This is a genomic window from Nonomuraea polychroma (assembly GCF_004011505.1).
Lineage (GTDB): Bacteria > Actinomycetota > Actinomycetes > Streptosporangiales > Streptosporangiaceae > Nonomuraea > Nonomuraea polychroma.
In genome coordinates this window covers 8,097,816-8,122,354 of sequence record NZ_SAUN01000001.1, presented here as the reverse complement: position 1 = coordinate 8,122,354, position 24,539 = coordinate 8,097,816, and the positions used below count along the sequence as shown (strand labels likewise).

The following is a 24,539-nucleotide window of genomic DNA, read 5'->3' as shown; positions in this document are numbered from 1 at the left end:
CGGTCCGGTACGAGTTCTGGCTGGCCGCCGGATGTGAGCCGGGATCGCTGCGAAGCGTCAGGCCGCGTAGCGCTCCACGCTCACGACCTGCCCGCCCGTCTTGTGCAGCACGGCGAACGCGCCCTTGCGCAGGTGCACGTCCTTGCCGCTCAGCGCATGGATCAGCTCAGGCAGCACCTTGCCGTGACTGCACACGGCGGCGGGCACCGTGATCTCCCTGACCAGGGCCGGCGTCTTGTGCGGGTCCTGGCTCTCCTCGCTGAGCAGCGGCTCGATCCTGATCTCGCCATCGAGCGCGGCACCGTACGGTTCCAGCGTCTGCATGCAGCGGGCGCTGGGGGAGCTCACCAGCACCTCCGGCCGGTACGCGGGCAGCGCGGTGGCCAGGGCGGCCGCCTGGGAGCGGCCGTCGGTGTCCAGCGGCCGCAGCGCGTCGTCGCCGGTCCACTCGTTCCTGGAGCCGGCCGAGCCGTGCCGGACGAGGACGAGAGGAACGGTCTCGAGCGGCGCCACGGCCAGGGCTCGCAGCAGGCCCGCGTCCCATTCGTACGTCAGCAGCGCCTTGGCCTCCTCCAGCGGAAGCCAGCGCAGCTCGTCCACTTCATCCCCGGGTGTAAATCCGTCGTCGGCCACCGCCCGTGCCGTCCAGTAGTCGACCCGCTTGAGCCGGCCCCTGCTGATGTAGTGGACGGGCGGCAGGGCACGGCCGAGCGCGACGGTCATGCCGGTCTCCTCGCGTACCTCGCGGAGGGCGGCGGCGATCACGTGTTCCCCGGTCTTCAGCTTGCCCTTGGGGAAGGTCCAGTCGTCGTAGGTGGGTCGGTGAATGACAGCGACTTCGGGGCTGCTCTCGGCGCCCCTCCAGACCACGGCTCCGGCGGCGCGGAGCAGGTCAGTCATCAACGGTCCTCCAGCGGCGCGTACTGATGAGATGGCTCTGCAGGTCCTCGCCGTGATGGCGGGCCCATGTGCCATCGGAGTTGAGCCACCACGCGTTCGTGGTCTCGGCCATGGCCTGGTCCATCAGCTCGATGAGGTAGGCCTTGTGCTGCTGCGACGTCACCTTGACCAGGGCTTCGACGCGGCGATCGATGTTCCTGCGCATGAGGTCGGCGCTGCCGATCCAGATCTCGGGCCGCCGGCCCAGGCCGAACTCGTACACCCGGGAGTGCTCCAGGAAGCGCCCCAAAATTGACCTTACGCGGATATTTTCGGACAGGTCTGGGATGCCGGGTCTGAGGATGCAGATGCCGCGCACCAGCAAATCCACCGGGACGCCCGCCCGGGACGCCCGGTAGAGCGCGTCGATGATCGGCTCGTCCACCAGCGAGTTGGTCTTGATCCGGATCCTGGCGGGGCGGCCGGCCTGCTGATGGGCGATCTCCCGCTCGATCCTGGCCACCAGCCCGCTGCGCATGGAGTGCGGCGCGACCAGCAGCCTGCGGTAGGCGGAGTGGTTGGAGTAGCCGGTCAGGTGGATGAACAGGTCGGTGACGTCCTCGCCGACCAGCGGGTCCGCCGTGAGCAGGCCGAAGTCCTCGTACTGCCGGGCGGTCTTGGGGTTGTAGTTGCCGGTGCCGATGTGGCAGTAGCGGCGCAGCTCGCCCGAGGGCTCCTGGCGGACGACGAGCGCGAGCTTGCAGTGCGTCTTGAGGCCGACGACGCCGTAGACGACGTGGCAGCCGGCGCGCTCCAGCTTCCTGGCCCAGGAGATGTTGGCGTGCTCGTCGAAGCGGGCCTTGATCTCCACGACCACCACGACCTGCTTGCCCGCTTCGGCCGCGTCGATCAGGGCGTTGACGATGGGGGAGTCGCCGCTGGTCCGGTAGAGGGTCTGCTTGATCGCCAGCACCCTGGGGTCGTCCGCGGCCACCTCGATGAAGCGCTGCACGCTGGTGGCGAACGAGTCGTACGGGTGGTGCAGCAGCACGTCGCGCTCGCGCAGGACCGCGAAGAGGTCGTCCTCGGCGCTGATCACCTCCGCCGGCACGAACGAGCGGTAGCTGAGCTCGCCGCGCTCCAGGTCGGCGATGGCGTGCAGGCCGGACAGGTCGAGCGGCCCGGGCAGGCGGTAGATCTCGTGCGGCGCCAGCTCCAGCTCCTCCACGAGCGGGGCCAGCACCTCGGGCGTGATCGTGTCCTCGACCTCCAGCCGCACGGGCGGGCCGAAACGCCGCTTGAGCAGCTCCTTCTCCAGGGCCTGCATGAGGTTCTCGGTGACGTCCTCGTCGACGTCGAGGTCCTCGTTCCTGGTGACGCGGAACACGTGGTGCTGGAGGATCTCCATGCCCTTGAAGAGCTGGCCCAGGTGGGCCGCGATCACGTCCTCGAGGGGGACGAACCGGTCCTTGGACGCCTGTACGAACCGGGGCAGCTGCGAGGGGACCTTGACCCGCGCGAAGACCGTGTGATCGGTCGCCGGGTTGCGCACCAGCACGGCCAGGTTGAGGCTCAGCCCGGAAATATAGGGAAACGGGTGTGCGGGGTCCACAGCCAACGGCGTAAGGACCGGTCGGATCCGCTCCCTGAACAGCTTGCGCAGCTCCGTGCGCTCCTCGCGGCCCAGATCGTCCCACCGGACGATCTCGATGCCCTCGCCCGCCAGCTCCGGGGAGATCTTGTCGTGGTAGACCGCCGCATGCCGCCTGGCCAGCTCGTCCGCGATCCCCGCGATCCTGACCAGCTCCTCGCGCGGCTTCAATCCGCTCTTGGTGCGCAGCAGCAGGCCCGTCGCCATGCGCCGCTTGAGTCCCGCCACCCGCACGCGGAAGAACTCGTCCAGGTTGCTCGCGAAGATCGCCAGGAACCGCACCCGCTCCAGCAGCGGGAGCGCCGGGTCTTCGGCCAGCTCCAGCACCCGCTCGTTGAACTGGAGCCAACTCTCCTCGCGATTGAGAAAGCGCTCCTGTGGCAGCGGCAGGTCGTTAGGGGATTGCAGCGGTTCGGCGGACATATGACCTATATTGCCCTTATTGGTTGAACAGAACGTTAACGGAGTAGCAACGGCGCGATCCAGTCGGTCATTCCCGTCCGGCCGTCTTCGTCACGTACGTTCAAGATTTCACTCGGGCTGATCCACCTGTTCAAGGCGCGCTGCCCGCTCCGCCAGCCTGGCCTCCCGCTGGCGGATCTTCTCCTCACGCTCACGGGCCTTCTCGGCTTCCTTCAGCAGCCGCTCGCGCTCTTTCAGCTCGCGCACCCGAACCTTCTCGGCCTCCTTCAGCTCGCGCTGGCGGATCTTCTCCGCCTCCTTCGCCTCCTTCTCGCGGACCTTCTCCAGCTCGCGCAGTTCCCTTTCGGTTGGGCGCGGTTTGGGGGGCGCGGCGGAGTGCTCGCGGCTGATCGCGGTGATCGTGGGGTTGGCGTTGAGCCCGGTCAGGCCGTTCCATGCCAGGTTGACGAGGTGGGCGGCCACCTCCTCGCGGCCCGGCTTGCGGACGTCCAGCCACCACTGGCCGGTGAGGGCCACCATGCCCACCAGCATCTGCGCGTACATCGGGGCGAGCTTGGGGTCGTAGCCCCGGGAGGCGAACTCGTCAGCCAGGACGTCCTCGACCTGGCTGGCGATCTCACTGATCAGGCTCGCGAAGGTGCCGGTGCCCGAGGCGGCGTGCGAGTCGCGCACCAGGATGCGGAAGCCCTCGCTGCTCTCCTCGATGTACTGCAGCAGCGCCAGCGCGGCGCGCTCCAGTTTGATGAGGGAATGGGACGCCGCGAGGGCATCAGTGATCATCGTGAGGAGCTTTTGCATCTCGCGGTCGACGACGACCGCGTAGACGCCCTCTTTGCCACCGAAATGCTCATATACCACGGGCTTCGACACCTGTGCGGTAGCTGCGATTTCCTCGATAGAGGTCCCATCGAACCCCTTCTCCGCGAAGAGCGTTCGGCTGATGCGAATCAGTTGCTCTCGTCGCTCGCTCCCGGACATACGCCTGCGAGATCGGGGTTCTTGGGTCACGGTCTCCATAATGACGGCCACGGATCCATGACCGCTCATCGAGCTATTGTCGTCAAGCAACGCGCTTCGCCGCCAGGCGCTCCGGCGTCGGCCAGCGGACGTCGTACGCCCAGCCCAGCTTCTCGAAGATCCGGATGAGGCCGGCGCTCAGGTCGATCTGGCCCTTGAGCGCGCCGTGCCGGGCGCAGGTCGGGTCGGAGTGGTGCAGGTTGTGCCACGACTCGCCGAAGGACGGGATGGCCAGCCACCACACGTTGCGGGACTTGTCGCGCACCTGGAAGTCCTCCTCGCCGAAGACGTGGCAGATGGAGTTGATCGACCAGGTCACGTGGTGCAGCAGGCCGATGCGGACGAGGGTGCCCCAGAACAGCGCGGTCAGCGCGCCCTGCCAGGACCAGGTGATGAGCCCGCCCAGCACGCCGGGCAGCACCATCGAGGCGACCGCGATCGGGCCGAACCACTTGTGCAGCTTCTGGACGTCCGAGTCCTTGCACAGGTCGGGCGCGTACTTCTCCCTGTTGGTACGCTCGCTCTCGAACAGCCAGCCCATGTGGGCATAGAGCAGGCCCTTGGCCATGTTCTTGAAACCAGGGCCGAAGCGCCACGGCGAGTGCGGGTCGCCCTCCTTGTCGGAGAACTTGTGGTGCTTGCGGTGGGTGGCCACCCAGTCGAGCACGGACATCTCCAGCGACAGGCTGCCGGCGATGCCCAGCGCGATCTTCAGCGGCCGCTTGGCCTTGAACGAGCCGTGCGTGAAGTAGCGGTGCAGGCCCACGGTGACGCCGAGGCCGGAGACCATGTAGAAGACGAACGCGATCGCGATGTCCGTCCAGCCGAGCCCCCATCCCCACGCGAGCGGCACGGCGGCGGCGATCGCGATCAGTGGCAGTCCGACGACCAGACCGAAGATGATCAGTTCTGCGCGGGATTTCGGCTCGGGTTCGAAGTCGGGCTTCGGGGTGGGTGCGGATCGCTCGGCGGTAACGGTCATGGGCGACCTCCAACGACATGTATGAGGATGAATGTCCAGTCTACGCAACCGTAACCTACGCCATCGTAAGTAAGGAAGACCTAAGAAGCGATGTGACGAATGTGACGGTTCCCTGAACAAGGTGAGTGGGGTTCATGGCTTGCCCCTTTAAGGTCCGCCTGTTATGGGGAGTGCCCGCTGCCACCTGCGGAGTTCCGGCGTGGCGGTAATTACGGGCGCGCGCCGGGGTCCGGGCTCGGTATCGTAGGGGGGTGTCGGACATCACCTGTCCGATCTGTCCCGGATCGTCTAATCGGCAGGACAAGTGGTTTTGGTCCACTTTGTAGGGGTTCGAGTCCTCTTCCGGGAGCTTTGAGGTTGTCCCTGCGAGAATGTTTCGGGTGCGGCCAGGTATCCTCACGGTGTCGGGAGGGTAGCGGTGCGGTAGCCGCACCAAATGCCCTGATCCGTCCAGTCACAGGGAGCCTCAGTCCGTGAGTGTGCCGCGCCCGGCAGCCGTCGTCGTCCTCGCCGCGGGCGAGGGCACCCGGATGAAGAGCCAGACCCCGAAAGTCCTGCACGAGCTGTGCGGCCGCGCTCTGGTGGACCACATGCTCGCCGCCGCCCGCGACCTGCAGCCCGAGCGGCTCATCGTCGTCATAGGCCACGCGCTCGAGCAGGTCGGCGGACATCTGGCCGCCACCAGCCCGGACGCGCGCGCCGTCGTGCAGCGGGAGCAGCGCGGCACCGGCCACGCGGTCCGCACCGTGCTCGAAGAGGTCGGCACGATCTCCGGCACCGTGCTGGTCACGTACGGCGACGTGCCGCTCCTGCGCACCGAGACCCTCGCCGCGTTGCTCGAACGTCATGCCGCCGACGGCAACGCGGTCACCGTGCTGACCGCCGAAGTGCCCGATCCGACCGGCTACGGGCGGATCATCCGCGACGAGAACGGCGCCGTCCTGGAGATCGTCGAGGAGAAGGACGCCACCGCGGAGCAGCGCGCCGTCAAGGAGATGAACTCCGGCATCTACGCCTTCGACGGAGAGTTGCTCGCCGACGCCGTCAAGCGCGTGTCCACCGACAACGCCCAGGGCGAGGAATACCTCACCGACGTCCTGGCCATCCTGCGCGGCGACGGTCACCGGGTCGGCGCCTGCGTGGCCGGCGACCACGTCGAGGTCGAGGGCGTCAACGACCGCGTGCAGCTCGCCGCCGCCCGCAAGGTCCTCAACCAGCGCCTGCTGGAGGCCCACATGCGGGCCGGCGTCACGATCATCGATCCGGCCGCCACGTGGATCGACGTGGGCGTGCGGATCGCGCCCGACGTCGTCATCCATCCCGGCACGCAGTTGCACGGCGACACCGTCATCGAGACCGGCGCCGAGGTCGGCCCCGCCACCACGCTCACCAGCACGCGCGTCGGCGAGCGGGCCGTCGTGCGCAACGCCGTCTGCGACCACGCCGAGATCGGCCCCGAGGCCAATGTCGGTCCCTACGCCTATCTACGGCCAGGCACCGTGCTCGGGCACAAGTCCAAGGCCGGCACGTTCGTCGAGATGAAGAACGCCAAGGTCGGCGACCGCTCCAAGGTGCCGCACCTGACCTACGCGGGCGACGCCACGATCGGCGAGGACGCCAACATCGGCGCAGCCACCGTCTTCGTCAACTACGACGGGGTCAACAAGCACCACACCACCGTGGGCGACGGCGTGTTCGTCGGCTGCGACACCATGCTCGTCGCTCCGGTGACCGTCAACGACGGCGCCTACACGGCGGCGGGCTCGGTGATCGTGGACGAGGTGCCTCCGGGCGCGATGGGAGTGGCGCGGGCACGGCAGCGCAACATCGAGAAATGGGTCTTGCGCAGGCGCGCGGGCACGAAGTCCGCCGCGGCCGCCGAGCGGGCGCTGGCGCGCAAAGAGGAGAAAGAACAGTGACGAGCATTAAGCAGCCCGGGGAGAAGAACCTCATGCTCTTCTCCGGGCGGGCCCACCCGGAGCTTGCCGAGGAGGTGGCCAGGCACGTCGGCGTCTCCCTCACCCCGACCAAGCTGATCGACTTCGCCAACGGCGAGATCTACGTCCGCTTCATGGAGTCGGTGCGCGGCTGCGACGCCTTCGTGATCCAGAGTCACACCGGCCCCATCAACAAATGGATCATGGAACAGCTCATCATGGTCGACGCGCTGAAGCGGGCCTCCGCCAAGCGCATCACCGTGGTCATGCCGTTCTTCGGCTACGCCCGCCAGGACAAGAAGGGCCGCGGCCGCGAGCCCATCACGGCCCGGCTGATGGCCGACATGTTCAAGACCGCGGGCGCCGACCGGCTCATGTCGATCGACCTGCACACCTCCCAGATCCAAGGCTTCTTCGACGGCCCGGTGGACCACCTGTTCGCCATGCCGGTCCTGGAGAGCTACCTGAAGAACAAGCTCGACCTGGAGAACACGACCGTCGTCTCGCCCGACACCGGTCGCGTGCGCCTGTCGGAGCGCTGGGCCGACACGCTCGGCACGCCGATGGCGTTCATCCACAAGCGCCGCGACCTCGACGTGGCCAACCAGGTGAAGGTCAACGAGGTGGTCGGGGACGTACGCGGGCGTACCTGTGTGGTGATCGACGACATGATCGACACCGCGGGCACCATCTGCAAGGCCGCCGACGCCCTCTACGAGCAGGGCGCCACCAACGTGATCACCGCCGCCACCCACGCGGTCTTCTCCGACCCGGCTGTGGACCGGCTGAAGAACTCCAGGATCTCCGAGGTCATCGTCACCAACACGCTGCCGTTGTCGCAGGCCAACAGGTTCGACAAGCTGACGGTCCTGTCCATCGCGCCGCTCATCGCGCGGGCCATCACCGAGATCTTCAACGACGGCTCGGTGACGAGCTTGTTCGAGGGTGACACCTGACAGCGATAGACTGAACCGGTTGCGCTCGTAACGCCTTCCGCTAGGGCGGGTGAGGGTGAGCGCGCACCGCACCGATCCCCAATGCATCCCTAGGAGATGTCGTGTCTGAAGTACGTATCGCCGCCGAACCGCGCACCGCGTTCGGCAAGGGCGCCGCTCGCAAGATCCGCCGCGCCGACAAGGTGCCCGCCGTTCTCTACGGGCACGGCATCGACCCCAAGCACCTGACCCTGCCCGGCCACGAGGTGCTGCTCGCGCTCCGTACGCCCAACGTGCTGATCCGCCTCAAGGGTGAGGGCGTGGACGAGCTGGCCCTGCCCAAGGGCGTGCAGCGCGACCCGATCAAGGGCTTCGTCGAGCACGTCGACCTGCTCCTGGTCAAGAGTGGCGAGAAGGTCACCGTCGAGATCCCGGTCACCACGGTCGGCGACGTGCACCCCGACGGCCTGCTCGACCTGCAGCTCGTCGCGGTCGCGGTGGAGGCCGAGGCCACGCACATCCCGACCGGCGTCGAGGTCAACGTCGAGGGCCTGGAGGTCGGCACCGCCGTCACCACCGCCCAGCTCCAGCTCCCGCAGGGCGCCACGCTGGCCGCCGACCCCGAGACCGTCGTCGTCCAGATCATCGCCAAGCCGGTCGAGGCTCCCGAGGAGGCCGAGGAGGCCGCCGAGGCCCCGGCCGCCGAGGCTGCCGCCGAGGGCGAGACCGCCGAGGCCGCGGCCGAGTAATGGAAAACCTGCCAGTCGGACTGCCGCTACGGTCGTAACCAGCGACGAGCGTGGAGCGGCAGGCCGACGCGCAGGTTTTTATCACATACCCCGTGCGGGGCGGCCGGCATTCGGCCGCCCCGTTTTCGCGACCGAAGGGGAGCGCATGGAGCGCTGGCTGATCGCCGGACTGGGCAATCCGGGGCCCGAATACGCCGGCAACCGGCACAACGCCGGATTCATGGTGCTCGACGAGCTGGCCGCCAGGGCCGGCGGGCGGTTCAAAGCGCACAAGAGCCGGGCCGAGGTGTGTGAGACCCGAGCCGCCATCCTGGCCAAGCCGCTGACGTACATGAACCTGTCCGGCGGGCCCGTCAAAGCGCTCTCCGACTTCTACAAGATCGGCCCGGAACGGCTGATCGTCGTGCACGACGAGCTCGACGTGCCGTACGGCGCGCTGCGTGCCAAGCTCGGCGGCGGCGACAACGGGCACAACGGCCTCAAGTCGATCACCAAGGTCCTCGGCACCCGTGACTACCTCCGCGTCCGGTTCGGCATCGGGCGCCCGCCCGGCCGCATGGACGCCGCCGGCTTCGTGCTCAGGGACTTCGCCACCGCCGAACGCAAGGACCTGCCTTTCCTCGTCGACCGGGCCGCCGACGTCGTGGAGTCGCTGATGGCCCGCGGCCTGGAAGCCACACAAAACGAGTATCACCGGGCTGATCTGCACATTTCCGGCCCTCCACGCTGATCCCCGCATACGTTCTTTCGCCGGTCGGCCGCTTGACGCATCGCTACCATCGGTGACTGTCCGCTCATGGAAGGTCATCTTGGAGGCGCGTGTGCGCGGTGTGGGACTCATGCCCGTCGGCCATGTGGTCTCGTGGCAGGTCGGGCCACGCACTGCTGCCTGGATCCGTGCCTACCGCCTGCGTGCCGTGGCGGCCGATCTGTGCGGCGCCGGCATCGGGTCCGCCGTGGCCTTTTTGGTGCGGTTCGGCGAGCTGACGCCGTACGCGCTGCCGTACCTGCTGGTCAGCCTGGCGCTGCCGGTGGTGTGGACGTGCGCGGTGGCGCTGAACCGGGCCTATGAGCCGCGCATGATCGGCATCGGCTCCGAGGAGTTCCGCAGGATCCTGCAGTGCGGCGTGGCGCTGACCGCCGGCACCGCCATCGGGTCCTACCTGACCAAGACCGACGTCGCCCGCGGCTACGTCGTGCTCGCGCTGCCCCTCGTCACGCTGCTCACGCTCGTCCTCAGATACGCGCTGCGCCGCTCGCTGCACCGGCGCAGGGCGGCCGGGGCGTGCATGCGCAAGGTCGTCGCGGCCGGTCACACGGCCTCGATCGCCGAGTTGGTCGAGCTGTTCCGCAAGGAACGTCACCATGGCATGGACGTCGTGGCCGCCTGTGTGCCGGAGCTCGTGGAGGCCGCGCTCGGGGAGCGGGTGGCCGGGGTTCCGATCGTCGGCGACCTCAGCGACGTGCCCCTCGCGGTGGCGCAATGCGACGCCGACACCGTGGCCGTGCTGGCCTGCCCCGAGATGGACGGTCAGGCGCTGCGGCGGCTGGCCTGGCGGCTGGAGCGCACGCACACCGAGCTCGTCGTGGCGCCCGCGCTGATGGACGTGGCCGGGCCGCGCACCATGATCAGGCCCGTCGCCGGGCTGCCGCTTCTCCACGTGGAGCATCCTGAGCTGGCCGGGGCCAGGCAACTGGTCAAGAACATCTTCGACCGGCTGGTCGCCGTCGCGCTGCTGGCGCTGCTCGCACCCGTGCTGGCCGCGCTGGCGGTGGCCGTGCGCGTGACGAGCCCCGGACCCGCGTTGTTCCGGCAGACCCGGGTGGGCAGGGACGGCCGGCTGTTCACGATCTTGAAGTTCCGCACCATGAGGCGCGGGTCGGAGCAGCAGAGGATCACTTTGGTCAGTGACCGTGACGGGGTGCTGTTCAAGATCCGGAACGATCCAAGGGTCACGCCGCTCGGCGCGCGGATGCGCCGCCACTCGCTCGATGAGCTGCCTCAGCTCATCAATGTCGTGCTCGGCCACATGTCGCTGGTGGGGCCCAGGCCGCCGTTGCCGGAGGAAGTGGCACAGTACGGTGACGACGTGCGCAGACGGCTGCTCGTACGCCCTGGGCTGACCGGACTGTGGCAGGTCAGTGGTAGATCTGACCTATCTTGGGAGGAATCCGTACGTCTCGACCTGCGTTACGTGGAGAACTGGTCCCTCACGCTGGACTTGCAGATCCTGTGGAAAACCTGGTCGGCCGTCGCCCGCGGGCAAGGAGCATATTGATGACGATTCGCGACGACCACGCGCTCGCCGCAGACCTGGCGAGCGACGCGGGCGAGCGGCTGCTGCGGATCCGGGAGCGCCTGGGGTTCGGCGACGCGCCCGCGCTCAAGGCGGAGGGCGACCGGGCCTCCCACGTCTTCCTCATGGAGGCCCTGGCCCGGCTGAGGCCCTCCGACAGCGTGTTGTCGGAGGAGGCCACCCGCGAGGAGCGGCTCGACCCGCGCAGGCTCACGGCGGACCGGGTGTGGATCGTGGACCCGTTGGACGGCACCCGTGAGTTCTCCGAGGAAGGCCGGGCCGACTGGGCCGTACACGTGGCGTTGTGGGAGCGCGGCAAGCTCAGTGCGGGCGCCGTGGCGCTGCCCGCCCAGGGCCGCACGCTGACCACCGCCGAGCCGCCCAAGCCGCCCGCCCACGCCGGGGGCCGTTTCCGGATCGCGGTCAGCCGCACCAGACCGCCCGAGTTCGTCCAGAAATTGGCCTACCTTGCAGGCGCCGACCTGGTGCCGATCGGCTCCGCCGGGGCGAAGATCTCCGCGGTGCTCACCGGCGAGGTCGAGGCCTACGTACACGCCGGCGGCCAGTACGAATGGGACTCGGCCGCACCCGTCGCCGTCGCCCTTGCCGCAGGGGCGCACGCGAGCCGAATCGACGGCTCAGAGCTCACCTATAACCAAGCCGACCCGTCACTACCAGATATTCTGGTTTCCCTACCGGAGCTGGCGACATCTCTGCTCGCCGGGATTCGGGACCTGCACCGCTGAAACGCCGGAGGAAGCACCCATGCTCCAGCGCGACTACACGACGTCGCAGCTTGACGTGCTCGAAGCCGAGGCCATCCACATCATGCGCGAGGTGGCCGCCGAGTTCGAGCGCCCGTGTCTGCTCTTCTCCGGGGGTAAGGACTCGATCGTCATGCTCCGCATCGCGGAGAAGGCGTTCTGGCCCGCGGCCATCCCGTTCCCCCTCATGCACGTCGACACCGGCCACAACTTCGACGAGGTCATCGAGTTCCGCGACCGCCGCTCGGCGGAGCTGGGCGCCCGCCTGATCGTGGCGAGCGTTCAGGACTCGATCGATCAGGGCCGTGTCGTGGAGGAGACCGGGCGGCGCGCCTCGCGTAACCGGCTGCAGACCACCACGCTGCTGGACGCGATCGAGGAGCACGAGTTCGACGCCGTGTTCGGCGGCGCCCGGCGGGATGAGGAGAAGGCCCGCGCCAAGGAGCGCGTGTTCTCCTTCCGCGACGACTTCGGCCAGTGGGATCCGAAGAACCAGCGCCCGGAGCTGTGGAACCTCTACAACTCGCGCATCCGCAAGGGCGAGCACATCCGCGTCTTCCCGCTGTCCAACTGGACCGAGCTCGACGTCTGGGACTACATCAGGCGCGAGGGCATCGAGATCCCCTCCATCTACTTCGCCCACACCCGCAAGGTGTTCGAGCGTGACGGCATGCTGCTGCCCGACTCCGACGTCGTGCAGCGCGGCGACGACGAGCCGCTGTTCGAGGCCGTCGTCCGTTACCGGACCGTGGGCGACATGACCTGCACCGGCGCCGTGCAGTCCACGGCCGCCACGGTCGAGGAGATCATCGAGGAGATCGCGGCCACCAGGATCACCGAGCGCGGGGCCACCAGGGCCGACGACCGCTCGTCCGAGGCCGCGATGGAAGATCGGAAGCGAGAGGGTTACTTCTAATGGACATTCTTCGCTTTGCCACAGCGGGAAGCGTCGACGACGGCAAGTCCACCCTCATCGGACGGTTGCTCTTCGACTCCAAGGCGATCTTCGAGGATCAGCTCGAAGCCGTTGAGCGCACCTCGCGCGACCGGGGCACCGAATACACCGACCTGTCGCTGCTGACCGACGGGTTGCGGGCCGAGCGGGAGCAGGGGATCACCATCGACGTGGCGTACCGCTATTTCGCGACGCCGCGCCGGAAGTTCATCATCGCCGACACGCCCGGCCACATCCAGTACACCCGCAACATGGTCACCGGCGCCTCCACGGCCGACCTGGCGATCATTCTCATCGACGCCCGCAAGGGCGTGCTGGAGCAGTCGCGCCGGCACGCGTTCCTGACCTCGCTGCTGCGCGTGCCGCACCTGGTGCTGGCCGTCAACAAGATGGACCTGGTGGACTACTCGCGGGAGCGGTTCGAGGAGATCAGGGAGGAGTTCACGGCGTTCGCGTCCAAGCTGAACGTCTCCGACCTGACCTTCATCCCGATCTCCGCGCTCAACGGCGACAACGTGGTCTCCCGTTCGGAGAACATGCCCTGGTATCTGGGCACGTCGCTGCTGCACCACCTGGAGAACGTGCACATCGCCTCCGACCGCAACCTGACCGACGTGCGCTTCCCCGTCCAATACGTCATCCGTCCCCAGCGCGCCACCGACCAGGCCTTCCACGACTACCGGGGCTACGCGGGGCAGGTCGCCGGCGGCGTGCTGAAGCCGGGCGACGAGGTCGTGCACCTGCCGTCGGGCCTGACCACGCGGATCGCCTCGATCGACACGTTCGACGGTCCGGTGGAGGAGGCGTTCGCGCCCATGTCGGTCACGCTGCGCTTCGAGGACGACCTCGACATCTCGCGCGGCGACATGATCGCCCGGCCCAACAACCAGCCGCACGTGGCGCAGGAGCTGGAGGCGATGGTCTGCTGGATGGCCGACGGGGTCAAGCTGACGCCGCGCTCCAAGCTGACCATCAAGCACACCACCCGTACGGCCCGCGCTCTCGTCCGCGACCTGCACTACCGGCTCGACGTCAACACCCTGCACCGGGACGAGGAGGCGAGCTCGCTCGGCCTCAACGAGATCGGCCGGGTGTCGTTGCGGGTCACGCAGCCGTTGTTCGTGGACGACTACGGCCGTAACCGGCTCACGGGCGGCTTCATCTTGGTGGACGAGGCCACGAACGGCACGGTCGGCGCCGGCATGATCATGGATGTCCGCTGAACGGTAGATCTTTTCACTCTTCTCTTACCCGCTGATTACTCTCCGCGATAGGGTCTTCGCGTTCCGTGTTCACGAACGCGAAGGCCCTCTTCTGTGATCGACCGCGTAACCACCACCCGGGTCATCTACCTGGGCGGCTTGGGCCGAAGTGGCACCACGCTGCTCGAGAGGCTCCTCGGCGAGCTGCCCGGCGTGGTCGCGCTCGGAGAGGTGGTGCACCTGTGGGAGAGGGGAGTGCTCGCACAGGAACTTTGCGGGTGCGGTGTGCCCTTCCCCGCCTGCGCCTTCTGGCGACAGGTCGGCGAGCGTGCGTTCGGCGGTTGGGCGAGCGTGACGGCGCACCGGGTCCTGATGCTCAGGCACCGGGTCGACCGCACCCGCCGGATCGTCCGCATCGCACATCGTGACCTGGCCGAATACGCGCAGGCGTACCGGCTGGTCTACGCCGCGACGGGCGCCGCGGTCGTGATCGACTCCAGCAAGCACGCCTCGCTCGCCTGGTGCCTGGTGGCGAGCGGCATGGACGTCCATGTGGTCCACGTGGTCAGGGATCCGCGGGCCGTCGCCTACTCCTGGGGCAAGGCCGTGGCGCGCCCGGAGGACGGGCGGCCCATGACCCGCTGGGGGCCTGCCCGCACGGCGCTGCACTGGACGGCGCAGAATGCCGCGCTGGAGCTGCTCGCGCGCCGCGGGGCCCGCGTGACGACGGTCCGCTACGAGGACCTGCTCGCCGCCCCCGAGCGCACGCTCGCGGCGCTGGTCGGCGAGCTCGGGCTGGCCGCCGCGGTCCCCGGGCTGCCGTTCGTCGACGGCCGGACCGCCTGGCTCGGGCCGTCGCACACGGTCTCCGGCAATCCGATGCGCTTCCACGTGGGGCGGGTGGAGCTGCGGCGGGACGACGCGTGGGCGACGGGGCTGCGTGATGGTGACCGGCGGGTGGTCGACGCGCTGACGTGGCCGCTCAGGCATCGGTACGGATACACGGAGGCGGCCGGGTGACGCGGCTGCCATCGGTGGGCGTGGTGATCCCCACACGCGGCGACCGCCCCGGCCCTTTGCGTGAGGCCGTCGAGGCCGTGCTGGCCCAGGACTATCCGGGGGAGCTGTCGGTGGCCGTCGTGGCGGACGGCACGACGGTGCCCGGCGCGGACGCTTCGGATGCGGTCTGCGAGGGTGCGGCGCGCGCGTGTGCGGCGACGTGCCTGGAGGTGGCGCGGCAAGTGGACGGTGCGGTGGCCGGCGATCGCCATCGCACACGCGTCCTGCCGAACACACGCACCCCTGGGCTTCCAGGGGCCCGCAACACCGGCATCGCCGCCTGCGACACCGACCTCGTCGCCTTCTGCGACGACGATGACGTCTGGCTGCCGGGCAAGCTCACCGCCCAGGTCCGGGCGCTCTGCGACGACGGCGGCGAGTTCGCCAGCTGCGGCATCGCGGTCGAATACGGCAGCCGCCGCGTGGCCAGGCTCGCCGGCGCCTGCTCCATCACCACGGGCGATCTCGTACGGTCGCGCATGGTGATGGTCCACTCGTCGACGTTCCTGTTCGAGCGCGGCGCGCTGTGGGCCGACGAGAGCGCGCCCGCAGGCCAGAACGAGGACTGGGACCTGGCGCTCCGAGCCGCCAAGCGGCGGCCGATCGCGCACGTGGACCGGCCGCTCGTCCGGGTGCGCTGGGGCGGATCCCACTACGTCGCCCGCTGGGCGGATCGCATTGCCGGGCTCGACTGGATGCTCGCCCGGCACCCCGAACTGGCCGTGGACCCGCGCGGCGCGGCACGGGTCTACGGTCAGCTTGCCTTCAGTCATGCCGCACTGGGGCACCGGCGCGAGGCCGCGCGCTGGGCCGTCCGCACGTTCGCGGCCCGGCTGACCGAGCCCCGCGCGCCGATCGCCCTGGCGGTGGCGGCCGGCCTCGTCTCCGCGCCGACCGTGCTCACGATGCTGCACAACCGAGGACACGGCATTTGACCGCCCCGCCTCCAGAGCTTCCCACCTCAGCCCTTCCGTCCGTTGCCACGCACCAGGTCTCGTCGTCGTGGACTGGTCCGGGCGCGGGCGCACCGGCTGGGGCGCCCGCGGGTGGGCGGGTGCAGGTCGGCGGGGTCGGGGTGGACGCGGTCACTGAAGAGCAGGTGGTCCAGTGGGTGGCCGCCGCGCTGGAGGCGGGCAGGGGCGGCCGCATCGTCACCCCGAACATCGACATCTGCCGCATCGCCGCCACCGACCCCGCGCTTCAAGACCTGGTGTGCTCGGCCGACCTCGCGGTGGCCGACGGGATGCCGCTGGTATGGGCGGCACGGCTGCTGGGCACGCCACTGCCCGAGCGCGTCACCGGAGCCGACCTTCTCTGGGCGCTCAGCAGGCTGGCCGCCCGCCGGGACTGGCCCGTCTACGTCCTCGGCGGCGGCCCCGAGGACGTCGCCCAGCGGGCCGTGGGCGCGCTCACGAGCCGCTTTCCGCGGCTGCGGGTCTGCGGCGCCTACGCACCGCCCTACGGCTTCGACGCCAGCCCGGAGGGCCGCGAGCTCGTACGGCGGAGAGTGGTCGCCGCGCGACCGAGACTCGTCTTCGTCGGGCTCGGCTTCCCCCGGCAGGACCGGCTCATCGCGGATCTGCGGAAAGAGCTGCCAGGGACGTGGTTCCTCGGGTGCGGGGCGGCGATCGCCTTCGCGGCGGGCACGGTGCCGCGAGCACCGGAATGGATGCGGCGGACCGGCCTGGAGTGGGCGTTCCGGCTGGCAACCGAGCCGGGCCGGCTGGCGCGCCGCTACTTGGTCGACGATCTGCCGTTCGCGGCGCGCCTGCTGGGCCGCTGCCTGGCTGCCCGCCTCAAGGCCCCGATGTGAGAGCGCGGACGCGCGCCGCGTCCTCATGGCCGAGCCCGCGGGCGCCCGCGTCCAGCGCGCGGCGCGAGTCCATACGCCGGTACGCCGTCCGCGACAACCCGGACCAGGCGAAAGCACCCGTGACCCGCCCGGAGCCCCCGGTGCACGCCCTGGCGATGCGGCGTTCGGCAGCGGGCGTCCATTGCAGGTCCGCGTAGGCGTACAGGCGGCGGAAGCCGGCGATCGGGTCGGCGGCCAGCGACTCGTACGAGGTGAGGAGGATGTCCGGCGTCCGGGCCAGGATCGTGTGGGCGACCCTCCACAACGCGGCGGCCTGGGCGACGCGGTCGCCGGAGCCGGCGAGGGTACGCAGCTCCATCACCTCGGGATGGTCGCGGACCAGCAGCGGCTGCTCGAGAAGCTCCCGGAAGGACACTGCCCAGCCCAGCCGCTGCCAGCTCGCCACGAACGACACCGGATCACGGACCAACGCCACGACCCGGCACCCCAGCCGCCGCGCGAACCACCCCGCGCTCAACACCGCGAACGGGTCGTCGAGCAGCGCACGCCGCCCCGCCACGCGCCCCAGCGCGAAAGCGGTGCCGTAGCGGACCAGGCGGGCCAGATCGTAGGGCGAACGGTTCGCCCGCAATTCGGCCAGCCAGCGATAGCGCAGGGCGACCGTGTCCCGGAAGGCAGGCAGCCAGACGTCGGCGTTGTCGTCGCAGATGTACTGGAACCGGTGCGTCACCTCGGCCCTGAGCACCCCCGGGCAGCGGCCGGGCGGGTGTTGCGGGTTGAGCGGCTCGTTGACGTAGACCAGCCCGCCGCCGGCCACCAGCATCTTGCCCGTCCAGCTGGTGCCGCTGCGGGGCAGCCCGGTCACGAGGACGGGGGCGCTCATGCCGCCGCCCACGCTCGCCACCGCAGCGCCGCCAGGGTGTGGCGGCCGAACGGGTGCAGACCGTAGCGGCGGTGGAGCTGCCACAGCGGCAGCAGGTTCTTGACGAGCACGCCGCCCGACCAGCCGGCGACCGCGCCGAGCGCCCCGTGGGCCGGGATCAGCGCCACGTCCAGCGTCAGGGTGCAGACGACGGCCGCCACCAGATTGCGCAGGCTCGCCCCCGTGTGCCCGGCCGCGGTCAGCACGACGTCGACCATGCCGCAGGCCGTGGCCACCATCATCGTCCCGGCCAGAATCAGCGCCACGGGCGCCGCCGACCCGTACGCGGGGCCGAACACGCCCAGCAGCCAGGGCGCCAGCGCCCCGTATGCCAGCCACACCGGCCACGTCAGCAACACCAGCCACACCGTGGCGGCCTGGTACAGCTCCCTCGCCCGCGCCAGCTCCCCGCGCGCGAGCGCGCCCACCAGCCGAGCCTGTACGGCCTGCGCCAGCCCTTGGTTCGCCAACTGCCCCACGACCTTGAACCGGGTGGCGGCCGTGTAGACGGCGGCCTGCGCCGGACCCGCGAGCAGCGCCACCACCACGACGTCCACCCGCTGGAACACCGCCTGCACGCCCCCGGCCACCGACCGCGGCGCCGTGTGCCGCCACAGATCCCGCCCCGTGCCCGGCAGGTACGGGCCACGCGGCGCCCGCCCCCGCATCCCGGCCGCCGCCAGGGCCAGCACCGGCACGTACGGCAGCCCCCACGCCACCGGCAACCACTCGGCCACCCCGGCCACGGCCACCCCGGCGACGAGCACCAGCTGGGCGGCGGGAAGCACCATCCCGTCCAGGAGCACGGTCGGGCGCATGGTCCCGAACCCCCGCGTCGCGGCCAGCAGGACGTCCCCCAGCACGATGACCGGCAGGACCGCCGCGACCATACCCACATGCGGGTACACCACCACCGCGGCCCCGCACGCCACCACGACGCAGGGCATCAGCGCCGCCCGGATATATCCGGATATGCCGAGATATCCGTACGTCTCCGCACGGGCGATGAAGTACACGAGCCCGTTCCCCGCATCCAGCTTGGCGATCCCCGCCGCCATGAGCACGACGGCGGTCACCGCGAAGAAGCCTCCCGCCTCCTCGGCCGTGAACGCCCTGGTCACCACCACCACGAGGACGAACTGGGCCAGCGTCGAAAAGGCCGCCGCCGCGACACCCGCGGCCCCGGCCCGCCCCGGCCCTTCGACCGCGCCCCGGCGCCGGGTCAGCTCCGCCACGACGGCTCCTCGCCCAGCCACCGCACCAGCCGCGCGTCGTACGGCTCGAAGTGCTCCCGCAGCGCCCGCCCCAGTGCACGGGGCACCGGCCGCGGCAACGCCCGCCCGTTGTGCCGCTCGAACACCGGATACCCCAGATGCGGCACGCGGAGGAACTCCAGAACCCGGTTGTAGACCTGCTCCGGGTCCCGGAAGAACCGGTGGCTGTCCAGCACCAGCATCCGGTCCCGCCCGATCAGCGGCTCCAGCCGCTCGAACTGGTCGGCGTAGCGGCCGCGGGCCACGTAGGCGTGGTGACGGTGCGAGTGGTGCAGCGTGTACGGCGAGGCGCGCAGCGCCTCCTCAGCCCCGGCCAGCCGCCGCTCCTCCAGCTCGATCGCGTGCTCGAAGTGCGACTCCGTCTCGAACCCCCTGGCCAGCTCGTGGGCGTGGGCCGAGCAGGCCCGCTCCACCGGATCGCGTACCAGCACGATCAGCTTCACGCCGGGCAGGTCGGCCGCGATCCGCTCCCCGGCCAGCGGATGGAACAGGTAGTAGGGGGACGACTCGAAGGCGAGAGCGCGGCCGCCGTACCGTCGCTCGATCAGCGCCGCCCCCACCCGCAGCGGGAAATGCCCCTGATACCAGGACAACCCGCGCTGGTAGGCGACGTCGAAGTAGTGCACGCCCTTGTGCAGCACCGGCTTGAGCAGCAGCGGATGTTGCGCGAGCGCCCGGTACAGGGACGTGGTGCCGCACCGCTGCGCCCCGGCGATCAGGAACGACGGCAACACCCGCGCCCCGGACGTGAGCCTGCCCGCGCCCCGCGACAGCGACAGCGCGGACCGCTTCGTGGTTCTCATGTCAGCAGCTCCTCGTGGTCGACGACCGGATTGAGCCAGGAATCCGGCGGCCCGAGCGGCGCGTGCCCGTCCGCGGCGTGCCGGTCGGCCAGGGCGATGAGGTAGCGCAGCGCGGTCTGCTTGGCCGCGGCGGCCGACAGCCCCAGCGGGGCCAGCTCGCGTGCCGCCCTCGCCACGCACGCCCGGGCGGCGACCGGCGGGCGCATCCTGCGCAACGCCCGCTGAAAGAAGTGGTGCACGGCGTCGAACCCGTAGGGCACGCCGACCTCGTAGCGCTCCCAGTCCCACACGAGCAGCCGCCCGTCGGGCGCCGGGCACACGTTCCACGGCGCGAAGTCACCGTGCCAGGCCGGACTGGACCCGCCGGTACCCGCGATCTCCTTGATCGCGGCGAGCAGCAGCGGGCGGGGCGTGCGACGGCGCCGCACCGGCAGCGGCGACAGGGCCAGCACCGTCAGGCCGCGCCAGTCGCCGTGGTGGAGCACCGCGGGAGGGGTCACGGTTTTCAGCCCGAGCCCCGCCAGCCTGCGCAGCGCCGCGGCCTCGGAGGTGATCAGCTCGCGTGCCCGGGGGCTGTCGCCGACCTTCACGAACGCGAGCGGCCGCGCGCCGGAGCGCACCTCCAGGATCGGCTTGCGGTTGGCCCGCAGCGCGGGACGTACGTGGAGGACCGCTTCCACCGGCCGGCCGAAGACCTCGCTCAAATGCGCCGTAATGGATCCCCCACCCGGCACCGTGACCTCGGACCACAGGTGCCACCACCGGCGCGGGGCCAGGCGGCGGGGCACGGCGGCGTGCGGCAGCAGGGTGTAGGCCCGGGGCGACCCAGGCCCCGGATACAGCAGCCGGACGGTCTCGGAGAGGTAATCAAGCCGCGCCGTCGCATCACTCACGAGTTCCTCCAAAGAAGGGCGAAGGAGACGAGGTAGAGGCCGAGCGGCGTGACGAGGCCGTCGTAGACGAACATGTAGAGCAGCACGAGCCCCATCACCAGCACTCCCGCCAGCCCGATGGGGCTGCGGTCGGGCCAGTGGCGGCGGATGGCGCCGACGAAGAACGCCACGTACAGCGCCGCCCCCGTGAACCCCTGCGTGATGATCAGCAGCCAGAGTTGCCCGTCGCTGCCGAGCGGCGGGTGCCCGCAGGTCGTGCACCAGTCGGTCCGGCCCGTGGTGATCGAGCGGTGGTTGCCCATCGCGTTGCGGGTGTTGCCGTAGCCGATCACCGGCGAGTGCCGGGCGGCCGCGAGGGTGGCGGTCACGGTGAAGGCCCTGATGTCGTTCGAGTGTGGTTTGTCCAGCCGCTGCGCGACCAGCGGCGCCAGCGGGCTCAGCACGAACGCCAGCGCCGCCGCCGCCACGGCCCCGCACAACACCACCCTGGTGCGCCCGCCCACCCGGATGATCACGTAGAGGATCGCCAGCCCGAGGCCGATCCACAGGCCGCGGTTGAGCGAGTACACGATGGGGATCGCGGCCAGGGCGATCATGGCGGCCACGAAGAGCTTGTGCCGCCGTCCGCCGTACACCCACCAGCCGACCACGGCCCAGACCAGCAGCACCGACACGTTGTTGCCCCACGCGTTCGCCCACTCGAACGGGGCCTCCGGCCTGGGCATGGCGTAGCCGAGCACCTTCTGCGTCTGGGCGGCCGTGGGATGGATCAGGTTCTGCACGAACGGGTTCTCGCTCAGCCACCGCGGCAGCACCCGCTCCACCGGCGAGGTGTAGGAGAACCCGGGCAGGAACACGCCGAGCAGCCCGCCCGCGACCGTCGTGACGAACAACACGCCGAGCATGCGGACCAGGCGCAGTTGCGGCAGCTCACGCTCGGTCAGGTTGCCGAGGTAGAGGACCATGATCAGGACGGCCGTGTACAGCGCCAGCCGCATGGCGTAGCCGATGATCCGGCCGGGGCCGAACTCGCCGTACGTGCCCGGCGGCGTCTCGGCCAGCATGATGCCGCTCACCAGGTAGCCGGCGAGCAGCAACAACCACAGCGCGAACCCGGGCGGCACCCTGATCGGGCGGCGCCGCCACAGCAGCACCGCCATCGGCACGGCGAGGACGACCACGGACAACCCGCCGAACCCGAGCGCCCACCAGATCGGGTAGCCGATCAGCAACGCCGCGATGGGCCAGGCGGGCCCTCTCACGGCTGCTGGCCGGGAAGGGTCTGGCGAAGTGCCTGCATGGGCGTGGTCTCCGCCGACACGCTCACCCCGAACTCCCCGGTGGCCACGAGCTTGCCGAGCGGCGTGTGCGGGCGCGGCTCCAGCAGCGGCAGGAACGTCGGGACCACGTCGGTGGCCGTCACCACGCCGATGATCGGCAGGTCGTGCCGGCCCAGCCGGACCGCGGCGGCCGTGACCTGCTCCGCCCTGAGCCGCCCGAGCCCGACCAGCAGCAGGGCCGCGTCGGCCCTGGCCAGATCGCGCACGTCGGAGCCGTCGAGCACCGACAGCGGTGCCCGGATCTCCAGTGGCTCCCCGGCGAACGAGGCGGAGAGGCCGGCAGGCAGCATCTTGACCAGCAGCCGCTTGCCCGGGCACGCGGCGACCACGGCGCAGGCCAGATCGTGCTCCACACCGTCCTCGCGCGGGCTCGACAGGTCGCCCAGCACGGGCAGGCCGGTCAGCCGCTCGACGTCGGCGGCCGTACGCAGCCGCGTGTCGAGCCGGTCGCGGGCATAGGCGGCGGCGGAGCCGATGAGAAGGCCCGCCATCAGCCCGGTGCCGAGGTAGAGCGGCAGGCTGGGCGCGCTGGGCCCGGCCGGCGGCGCGGCCCGGCTGATGATCGCGCCGGGGGTCACCGCGACCGTGCGCAACGCGTCGTACTTGAGTGCGAGGCTGGCGGCCTGCCGGTTGAGCACCCCCTGCCGCTGCAGCGCGATCGTCCGCTCGGGACTGCCTTTGGCCAGCCCGGCGAGCTCCTTGATGCCCGCGTCGATGCCCGCGTTGACCTGCTTGAGCTTGGCCAGCACCACCTGCTGCTGCGCCGCGAGCGCGTCCAGCGCGCTCTCGCGCCGATGCGCGAGGTATGCCTCGGCGTACGCGTGCGACTGGGCGGCGGAGACGCGGGGATCGGCGGCGGTGACGGAGATCCACAGGACCGCCGAGTTCGGCGGCACCGTGACCTCGGCAGGTTCGGTCGCCTCGACCCCCAGCTCCCGTGCGGCGCGGGCGGCGACCACGGCCGACTGGGCGACCTGGGCCTCGGTGTCGAGGTTGAGCGCCTCGCGCTGGCGGGCGGTCACCTGATTGCCCGGCTCCTGCGGCCCGACCGGCATGACGTGCACCTGCGTGGTGGCGGTGTAGGCGGGCGGGGTGAGGCGCATCAGCGCGAGCCCGGCCGTGCCGCCGACCACCACGCAGCCCACGAGGAGCAGCCACCGCCTGCGCAGCAGTGAGAGATGCTCGTCCAGGTCCGCGCCGGGGCGGCGGGCCTGGACGTCCGGCGGCTGGCTCATGGGGGAGGTCTCCTGGATGGTGTGCGCGCTGTCATCACTTGAGGACTCTGCGTCACGTGCCGAGGCGTGCGCCCACTATAGGCCCGGACGATCAGAACCCAGGCCGAATATCCAAGATTTTCTCCTGTACGGCAGGAAAGAAGGGCCGTATTAAATCGAAATAGCCGGAAATTTCGGGCGCTCGGTTATGCAGCGTGAACTGCGAAGACTTCCACGTCGGCGGCAATGACATGGCAAGGTTCAGGTGTGACAAGGCGGGGGTCCTTCGACAAGGGGGTTGAGCGGCTTTGCTGCTACGGGGAATTACTCATCGAACGACCGGACTCGTCGTGGTCGCGGCGCTGGCCGCCTGCTCCGGCGCGGAGGGGTCCGACATGCGGACGCCGGTCGCCACAGCCATCAAAGATCAGGACAAGGTCGCGGGGGCGCCGGCCTGCACGGCCACCGCCAGGCTCATTCCGTCGTGCGGCGCGTGGTGGGGCCTGGCGCCAGAGGTCTTCACCGGCGCTCCGATCGAGCAGGCGCTGCACGGGGCGGAGGCCCGCATGGGCGCCACCGCCGACGTGCTGCACGTCTACCACCGGGGCAGCGAATTGTTCCCGACCCAAGCGGAGCTGCGGCTGGCCCGCGATCCCGCGCGGCCGCGGCTGCTCATGATCAACTGGAAGCCGTCGTTCGACCACACGTGGGCAGAGATCGCCGACGGAGCGCTCGACGCCAGGATCGACCGGCTGGCCGAATACCTCAGGAGCACCTTCCCCGAGCGGTTCTTCCTCACCCTCCATCACGAGCCGGAGAACGACGTGGACGCCTCGTCCGGGTCGGGCATGCAGGCCACCGACTACGCCGCGATGTACCGGCACGTGGTGCTCAGGCTGCGCGAGCAGGGCGTGCGGAACGCCGTCACGGTCATGACGTACATGGGGGCGCCGAACTGGGCGGCCGAGCCGTGGTTCGAGGAGCTCTACCCGGGCGACGACGTGGTGGACTGGGTCGCCATGGACCCTTACGCCGACGACCGGGTCCAGGACTTCGACGGGCTGGTGAACAAGACCCGCGAGGAATACGCGCAGTGGCCGGGTTTCTACCGGTGGATGCAGCTGCGCTTCCCCGGCAAACCGGTCATGGTGGCCGAGTGGGGGGTGTTCGAGCGGCCCCGGGACCCGGGGTTCAAGCGGAGGTTCTTCGAGTCGGTGCGCCGGCAGGTCAAGCGGTATCCCCAGATCAAGGCGCTGCTGTACTTCGACTCGCCGCAGGCGCCGCGGGGCGACACCAGCTTCGACTCCAACGCCGAAGCCGACCGGGCCTTCACCCGGCTCGCACGAGATCGGTACTTCCGCTCGACCCCCGTCCCGCGCCCCTAACCCGGGTGGGCGTGGGGCCGTTGAGGGAGGTAAGCGCCGCGGACG

General features: G+C 70.1%; 22 protein-coding genes and 1 tRNA gene. 13 read left to right on the top strand and 10 right to left on the bottom strand.

The features are described 5' to 3' along the window. Positions 1 to 57: 57 nt before the first annotated feature. The 4 genes from EDD27_RS36990 to EDD27_RS36975 form a co-directional block, all read right to left on the bottom strand. Positions 58 to 900 carry an NUDIX hydrolase gene (locus tag EDD27_RS36990; protein WP_241564459.1) on the bottom strand — a complete coding sequence of 281 codons (843 nt, stop codon included), beginning with the start codon at positions 898 to 900 and terminating at the stop codon, positions 58 to 60. Further along, positions 893 to 2,953: an RNA degradosome polyphosphate kinase gene (locus tag EDD27_RS36985; protein ID WP_127936525.1), complete on the bottom strand. Its 2,061-nt coding sequence runs from the start codon at positions 2,951 to 2,953 to the stop codon at positions 893 to 895. Before EDD27_RS36985 ends, EDD27_RS36990 begins: the two co-directional genes overlap by 8 nt. A 108-nt stretch (positions 2,954 to 3,061) precedes the next feature. Continuing rightward, a complete protein-coding gene (locus tag EDD27_RS36980) occupies positions 3,062 to 3,931 on the bottom strand; it encodes a TetR/AcrR family transcriptional regulator (RefSeq protein WP_127936524.1) in 870 nt (289 codons plus the stop codon). Positions 3,932 to 4,013: 82 nt separating this feature from the next. Next, the gene (locus EDD27_RS36975; protein WP_127936523.1) at positions 4,014 to 4,952 is read right to left on the bottom strand and encodes an acyl-CoA desaturase; all 939 of its coding nucleotides are present in this window, start codon (positions 4,950 to 4,952) and stop codon (positions 4,014 to 4,016) included. A gap of 277 nt (positions 4,953 to 5,229) precedes the next feature. Here EDD27_RS36975 and EDD27_RS36970 point away from each other — a divergent pair. From EDD27_RS36970 to EDD27_RS36915, 12 genes are all read left to right on the top strand, one after another. After that, positions 5,230 to 5,301: transfer RNA gene (locus tag EDD27_RS36970), tRNA-Gln, on the top strand. Between the two features lie 124 nt (positions 5,302 to 5,425). Continuing rightward, positions 5,426 to 6,871 (top strand): bifunctional UDP-N-acetylglucosamine diphosphorylase/glucosamine-1-phosphate N-acetyltransferase GlmU, encoded by a 1,446-nt coding sequence (gene glmU / locus EDD27_RS36965; protein WP_127936522.1) that lies wholly within the window; start codon positions 5,426 to 5,428, stop codon positions 6,869 to 6,871. Then, positions 6,868 to 7,845 (top strand): ribose-phosphate diphosphokinase, encoded by a 978-nt coding sequence (locus tag EDD27_RS36960; protein ID WP_127936521.1) that lies wholly within the window; start codon positions 6,868 to 6,870, stop codon positions 7,843 to 7,845. Before glmU ends, EDD27_RS36960 begins: the two co-directional genes overlap by 4 nt. Before the next feature lie 101 nt (positions 7,846 to 7,946). After that, positions 7,947 to 8,573, top strand: a complete 627-nt coding sequence (locus EDD27_RS36955) for a 50S ribosomal protein L25/general stress protein Ctc (RefSeq protein WP_127936520.1) — start codon at positions 7,947 to 7,949, stop codon at positions 8,571 to 8,573. A gap of 145 nt (positions 8,574 to 8,718) precedes the next feature. Further along, positions 8,719 to 9,303, top strand: coding sequence for an aminoacyl-tRNA hydrolase (gene pth / locus EDD27_RS36950; protein WP_127936519.1), 585 nt, complete (start codon positions 8,719 to 8,721; stop codon positions 9,301 to 9,303). Positions 9,304 to 9,412: 109 nt separating this feature from the next. Further along, positions 9,413 to 10,852, top strand: a complete 1,440-nt coding sequence (locus EDD27_RS36945; protein WP_127941209.1) for a sugar transferase — start codon at positions 9,413 to 9,415, stop codon at positions 10,850 to 10,852. Further along, on the top strand, positions 10,852 to 11,616 hold the full coding sequence (locus tag EDD27_RS36940) for a 3'(2'),5'-bisphosphate nucleotidase CysQ (RefSeq protein WP_206641815.1): 765 nt from the start codon (positions 10,852 to 10,854) through the stop codon (positions 11,614 to 11,616). Before EDD27_RS36945 ends, EDD27_RS36940 begins: the two co-directional genes overlap by 1 nt. A gap of 19 nt (positions 11,617 to 11,635) precedes the next feature. Beyond that, positions 11,636 to 12,550, top strand: coding sequence for a sulfate adenylyltransferase subunit CysD (gene cysD, locus EDD27_RS36935; protein ID WP_127936517.1), 915 nt, complete (start codon positions 11,636 to 11,638; stop codon positions 12,548 to 12,550). After that, positions 12,550 to 13,812, top strand: coding sequence for a sulfate adenylyltransferase subunit CysN (gene cysN / locus EDD27_RS36930; protein ID WP_127936516.1), 1,263 nt, complete (start codon positions 12,550 to 12,552; stop codon positions 13,810 to 13,812). Before cysD ends, cysN begins: the two co-directional genes overlap by 1 nt. 93 nt (positions 13,813 to 13,905) lie before the next feature. After that, complete coding sequence (locus EDD27_RS36925; protein WP_241564458.1) at positions 13,906 to 14,811, top strand: sulfotransferase; 906 nt, start codon at positions 13,906 to 13,908, stop codon at positions 14,809 to 14,811. Continuing rightward, on the top strand, positions 14,808 to 15,785 hold the full coding sequence (locus tag EDD27_RS36920; RefSeq protein ID WP_241564457.1) for a glycosyltransferase family 2 protein: 978 nt from the start codon (positions 14,808 to 14,810) through the stop codon (positions 15,783 to 15,785). The genes EDD27_RS36925 and EDD27_RS36920 overlap by 4 nt, the downstream gene beginning before the upstream one ends. A 119-nt stretch (positions 15,786 to 15,904) precedes the next feature. Continuing rightward, positions 15,905 to 16,663, top strand: a complete 759-nt coding sequence (locus EDD27_RS36915) for a WecB/TagA/CpsF family glycosyltransferase (RefSeq protein WP_127936515.1) — start codon at positions 15,905 to 15,907, stop codon at positions 16,661 to 16,663. Here the strand turns inward: EDD27_RS36915 and EDD27_RS36910 are convergent. The 6 genes from EDD27_RS36910 to EDD27_RS36885 are packed head-to-tail and all read right to left on the bottom strand — an operon-like array spanning position 16,647 to position 23,130. Next, the gene (locus EDD27_RS36910) at positions 16,647 to 17,546 is read right to left on the bottom strand and encodes a sulfotransferase (RefSeq protein WP_127936514.1); all 900 of its coding nucleotides are present in this window, start codon (positions 17,544 to 17,546) and stop codon (positions 16,647 to 16,649) included. The genes EDD27_RS36915 and EDD27_RS36910 overlap by 17 nt on opposite strands. Beyond that, positions 17,543 to 18,820 (bottom strand): lipopolysaccharide biosynthesis protein, encoded by a 1,278-nt coding sequence (locus EDD27_RS36905; protein ID WP_241564456.1) that lies wholly within the window; start codon positions 18,818 to 18,820, stop codon positions 17,543 to 17,545. Before EDD27_RS36905 ends, EDD27_RS36910 begins: the two co-directional genes overlap by 4 nt. Continuing rightward, the gene (locus EDD27_RS36900) at positions 18,808 to 19,662 is read right to left on the bottom strand and encodes a sulfotransferase domain-containing protein (RefSeq protein ID WP_127936512.1); all 855 of its coding nucleotides are present in this window, start codon (positions 19,660 to 19,662) and stop codon (positions 18,808 to 18,810) included. Before EDD27_RS36900 ends, EDD27_RS36905 begins: the two co-directional genes overlap by 13 nt. Next, a complete protein-coding gene (locus EDD27_RS36895) occupies positions 19,659 to 20,555 on the bottom strand; it encodes a hypothetical protein (RefSeq protein WP_127936511.1) in 897 nt (298 codons plus the stop codon). Before EDD27_RS36895 ends, EDD27_RS36900 begins: the two co-directional genes overlap by 4 nt. After that, positions 20,552 to 21,817: an O-antigen ligase family protein gene (locus EDD27_RS36890; protein WP_127936510.1), complete on the bottom strand. Its 1,266-nt coding sequence runs from the start codon at positions 21,815 to 21,817 to the stop codon at positions 20,552 to 20,554. The genes EDD27_RS36895 and EDD27_RS36890 overlap by 4 nt, the downstream gene beginning before the upstream one ends. After that, a complete protein-coding gene (locus tag EDD27_RS36885) occupies positions 21,814 to 23,130 on the bottom strand; it encodes a Wzz/FepE/Etk N-terminal domain-containing protein (RefSeq protein WP_127936509.1) in 1,317 nt (438 codons plus the stop codon). The genes EDD27_RS36890 and EDD27_RS36885 overlap by 4 nt, the downstream gene beginning before the upstream one ends. Positions 23,131 to 23,504: 374 nt before the next feature. Between EDD27_RS36885 and EDD27_RS36880 the strand changes: the two genes are divergently transcribed. Continuing rightward, positions 23,505 to 24,494: a glycoside hydrolase family 26 protein gene (locus EDD27_RS36880; RefSeq protein ID WP_241564455.1), complete on the top strand. Its 990-nt coding sequence runs from the start codon at positions 23,505 to 23,507 to the stop codon at positions 24,492 to 24,494. Positions 24,495 to 24,539 lie beyond the last annotated feature (45 nt).

Bases quoted from the DNA above. Each gene is read 5' to 3' on its own strand.
- EDD27_RS36990 (WP_241564459.1), bottom strand. From the start codon at position 900: ATGACTGACCTGCTCCGCGCCGCCGGAGCCGTGGTCTGGAGGGGCGCC.
- EDD27_RS36985 (WP_127936525.1), bottom strand. From the start codon at position 2,953: ATGTCCGCCGAACCGCTGCAATCCCCTAACGACCTGCCGCTGCCACAG.
- EDD27_RS36980 (WP_127936524.1), bottom strand. From the start codon at position 3,931: ATGTCCGGGAGCGAGCGACGAGAGCAACTGATTCGCATCAGCCGAACG.
- EDD27_RS36975 (WP_127936523.1), bottom strand. From the start codon at position 4,952: ATGACCGTTACCGCCGAGCGATCCGCACCCACCCCGAAGCCCGACTTC.
- pth (WP_127936519.1), top strand. From the start codon at position 8,719: ATGGAGCGCTGGCTGATCGCCGGACTGGGCAATCCGGGGCCCGAATAC.
- EDD27_RS36945 (WP_127941209.1), top strand. From the start codon at position 9,413: ATGCCCGTCGGCCATGTGGTCTCGTGGCAGGTCGGGCCACGCACTGCT.
- EDD27_RS36940 (WP_206641815.1), top strand. From the start codon at position 10,852: ATGACGATTCGCGACGACCACGCGCTCGCCGCAGACCTGGCGAGCGAC.
- cysD (WP_127936517.1), top strand. From the start codon at position 11,636: ATGCTCCAGCGCGACTACACGACGTCGCAGCTTGACGTGCTCGAAGCC.
- cysN (WP_127936516.1), top strand. From the start codon at position 12,550: ATGGACATTCTTCGCTTTGCCACAGCGGGAAGCGTCGACGACGGCAAG.
- EDD27_RS36910 (WP_127936514.1), bottom strand. From the start codon at position 17,546: ATGAGCGCCCCCGTCCTCGTGACCGGGCTGCCCCGCAGCGGCACCAGC.
- EDD27_RS36900 (WP_127936512.1), bottom strand. From the start codon at position 19,662: ATGAGAACCACGAAGCGGTCCGCGCTGTCGCTGTCGCGGGGCGCGGGC.
- EDD27_RS36885 (WP_127936509.1), bottom strand. From the start codon at position 23,130: ATGAGCCAGCCGCCGGACGTCCAGGCCCGCCGCCCCGGCGCGGACCTG.
- EDD27_RS36880 (WP_241564455.1), top strand. From the start codon at position 23,505: ATGCGGACGCCGGTCGCCACAGCCATCAAAGATCAGGACAAGGTCGCG.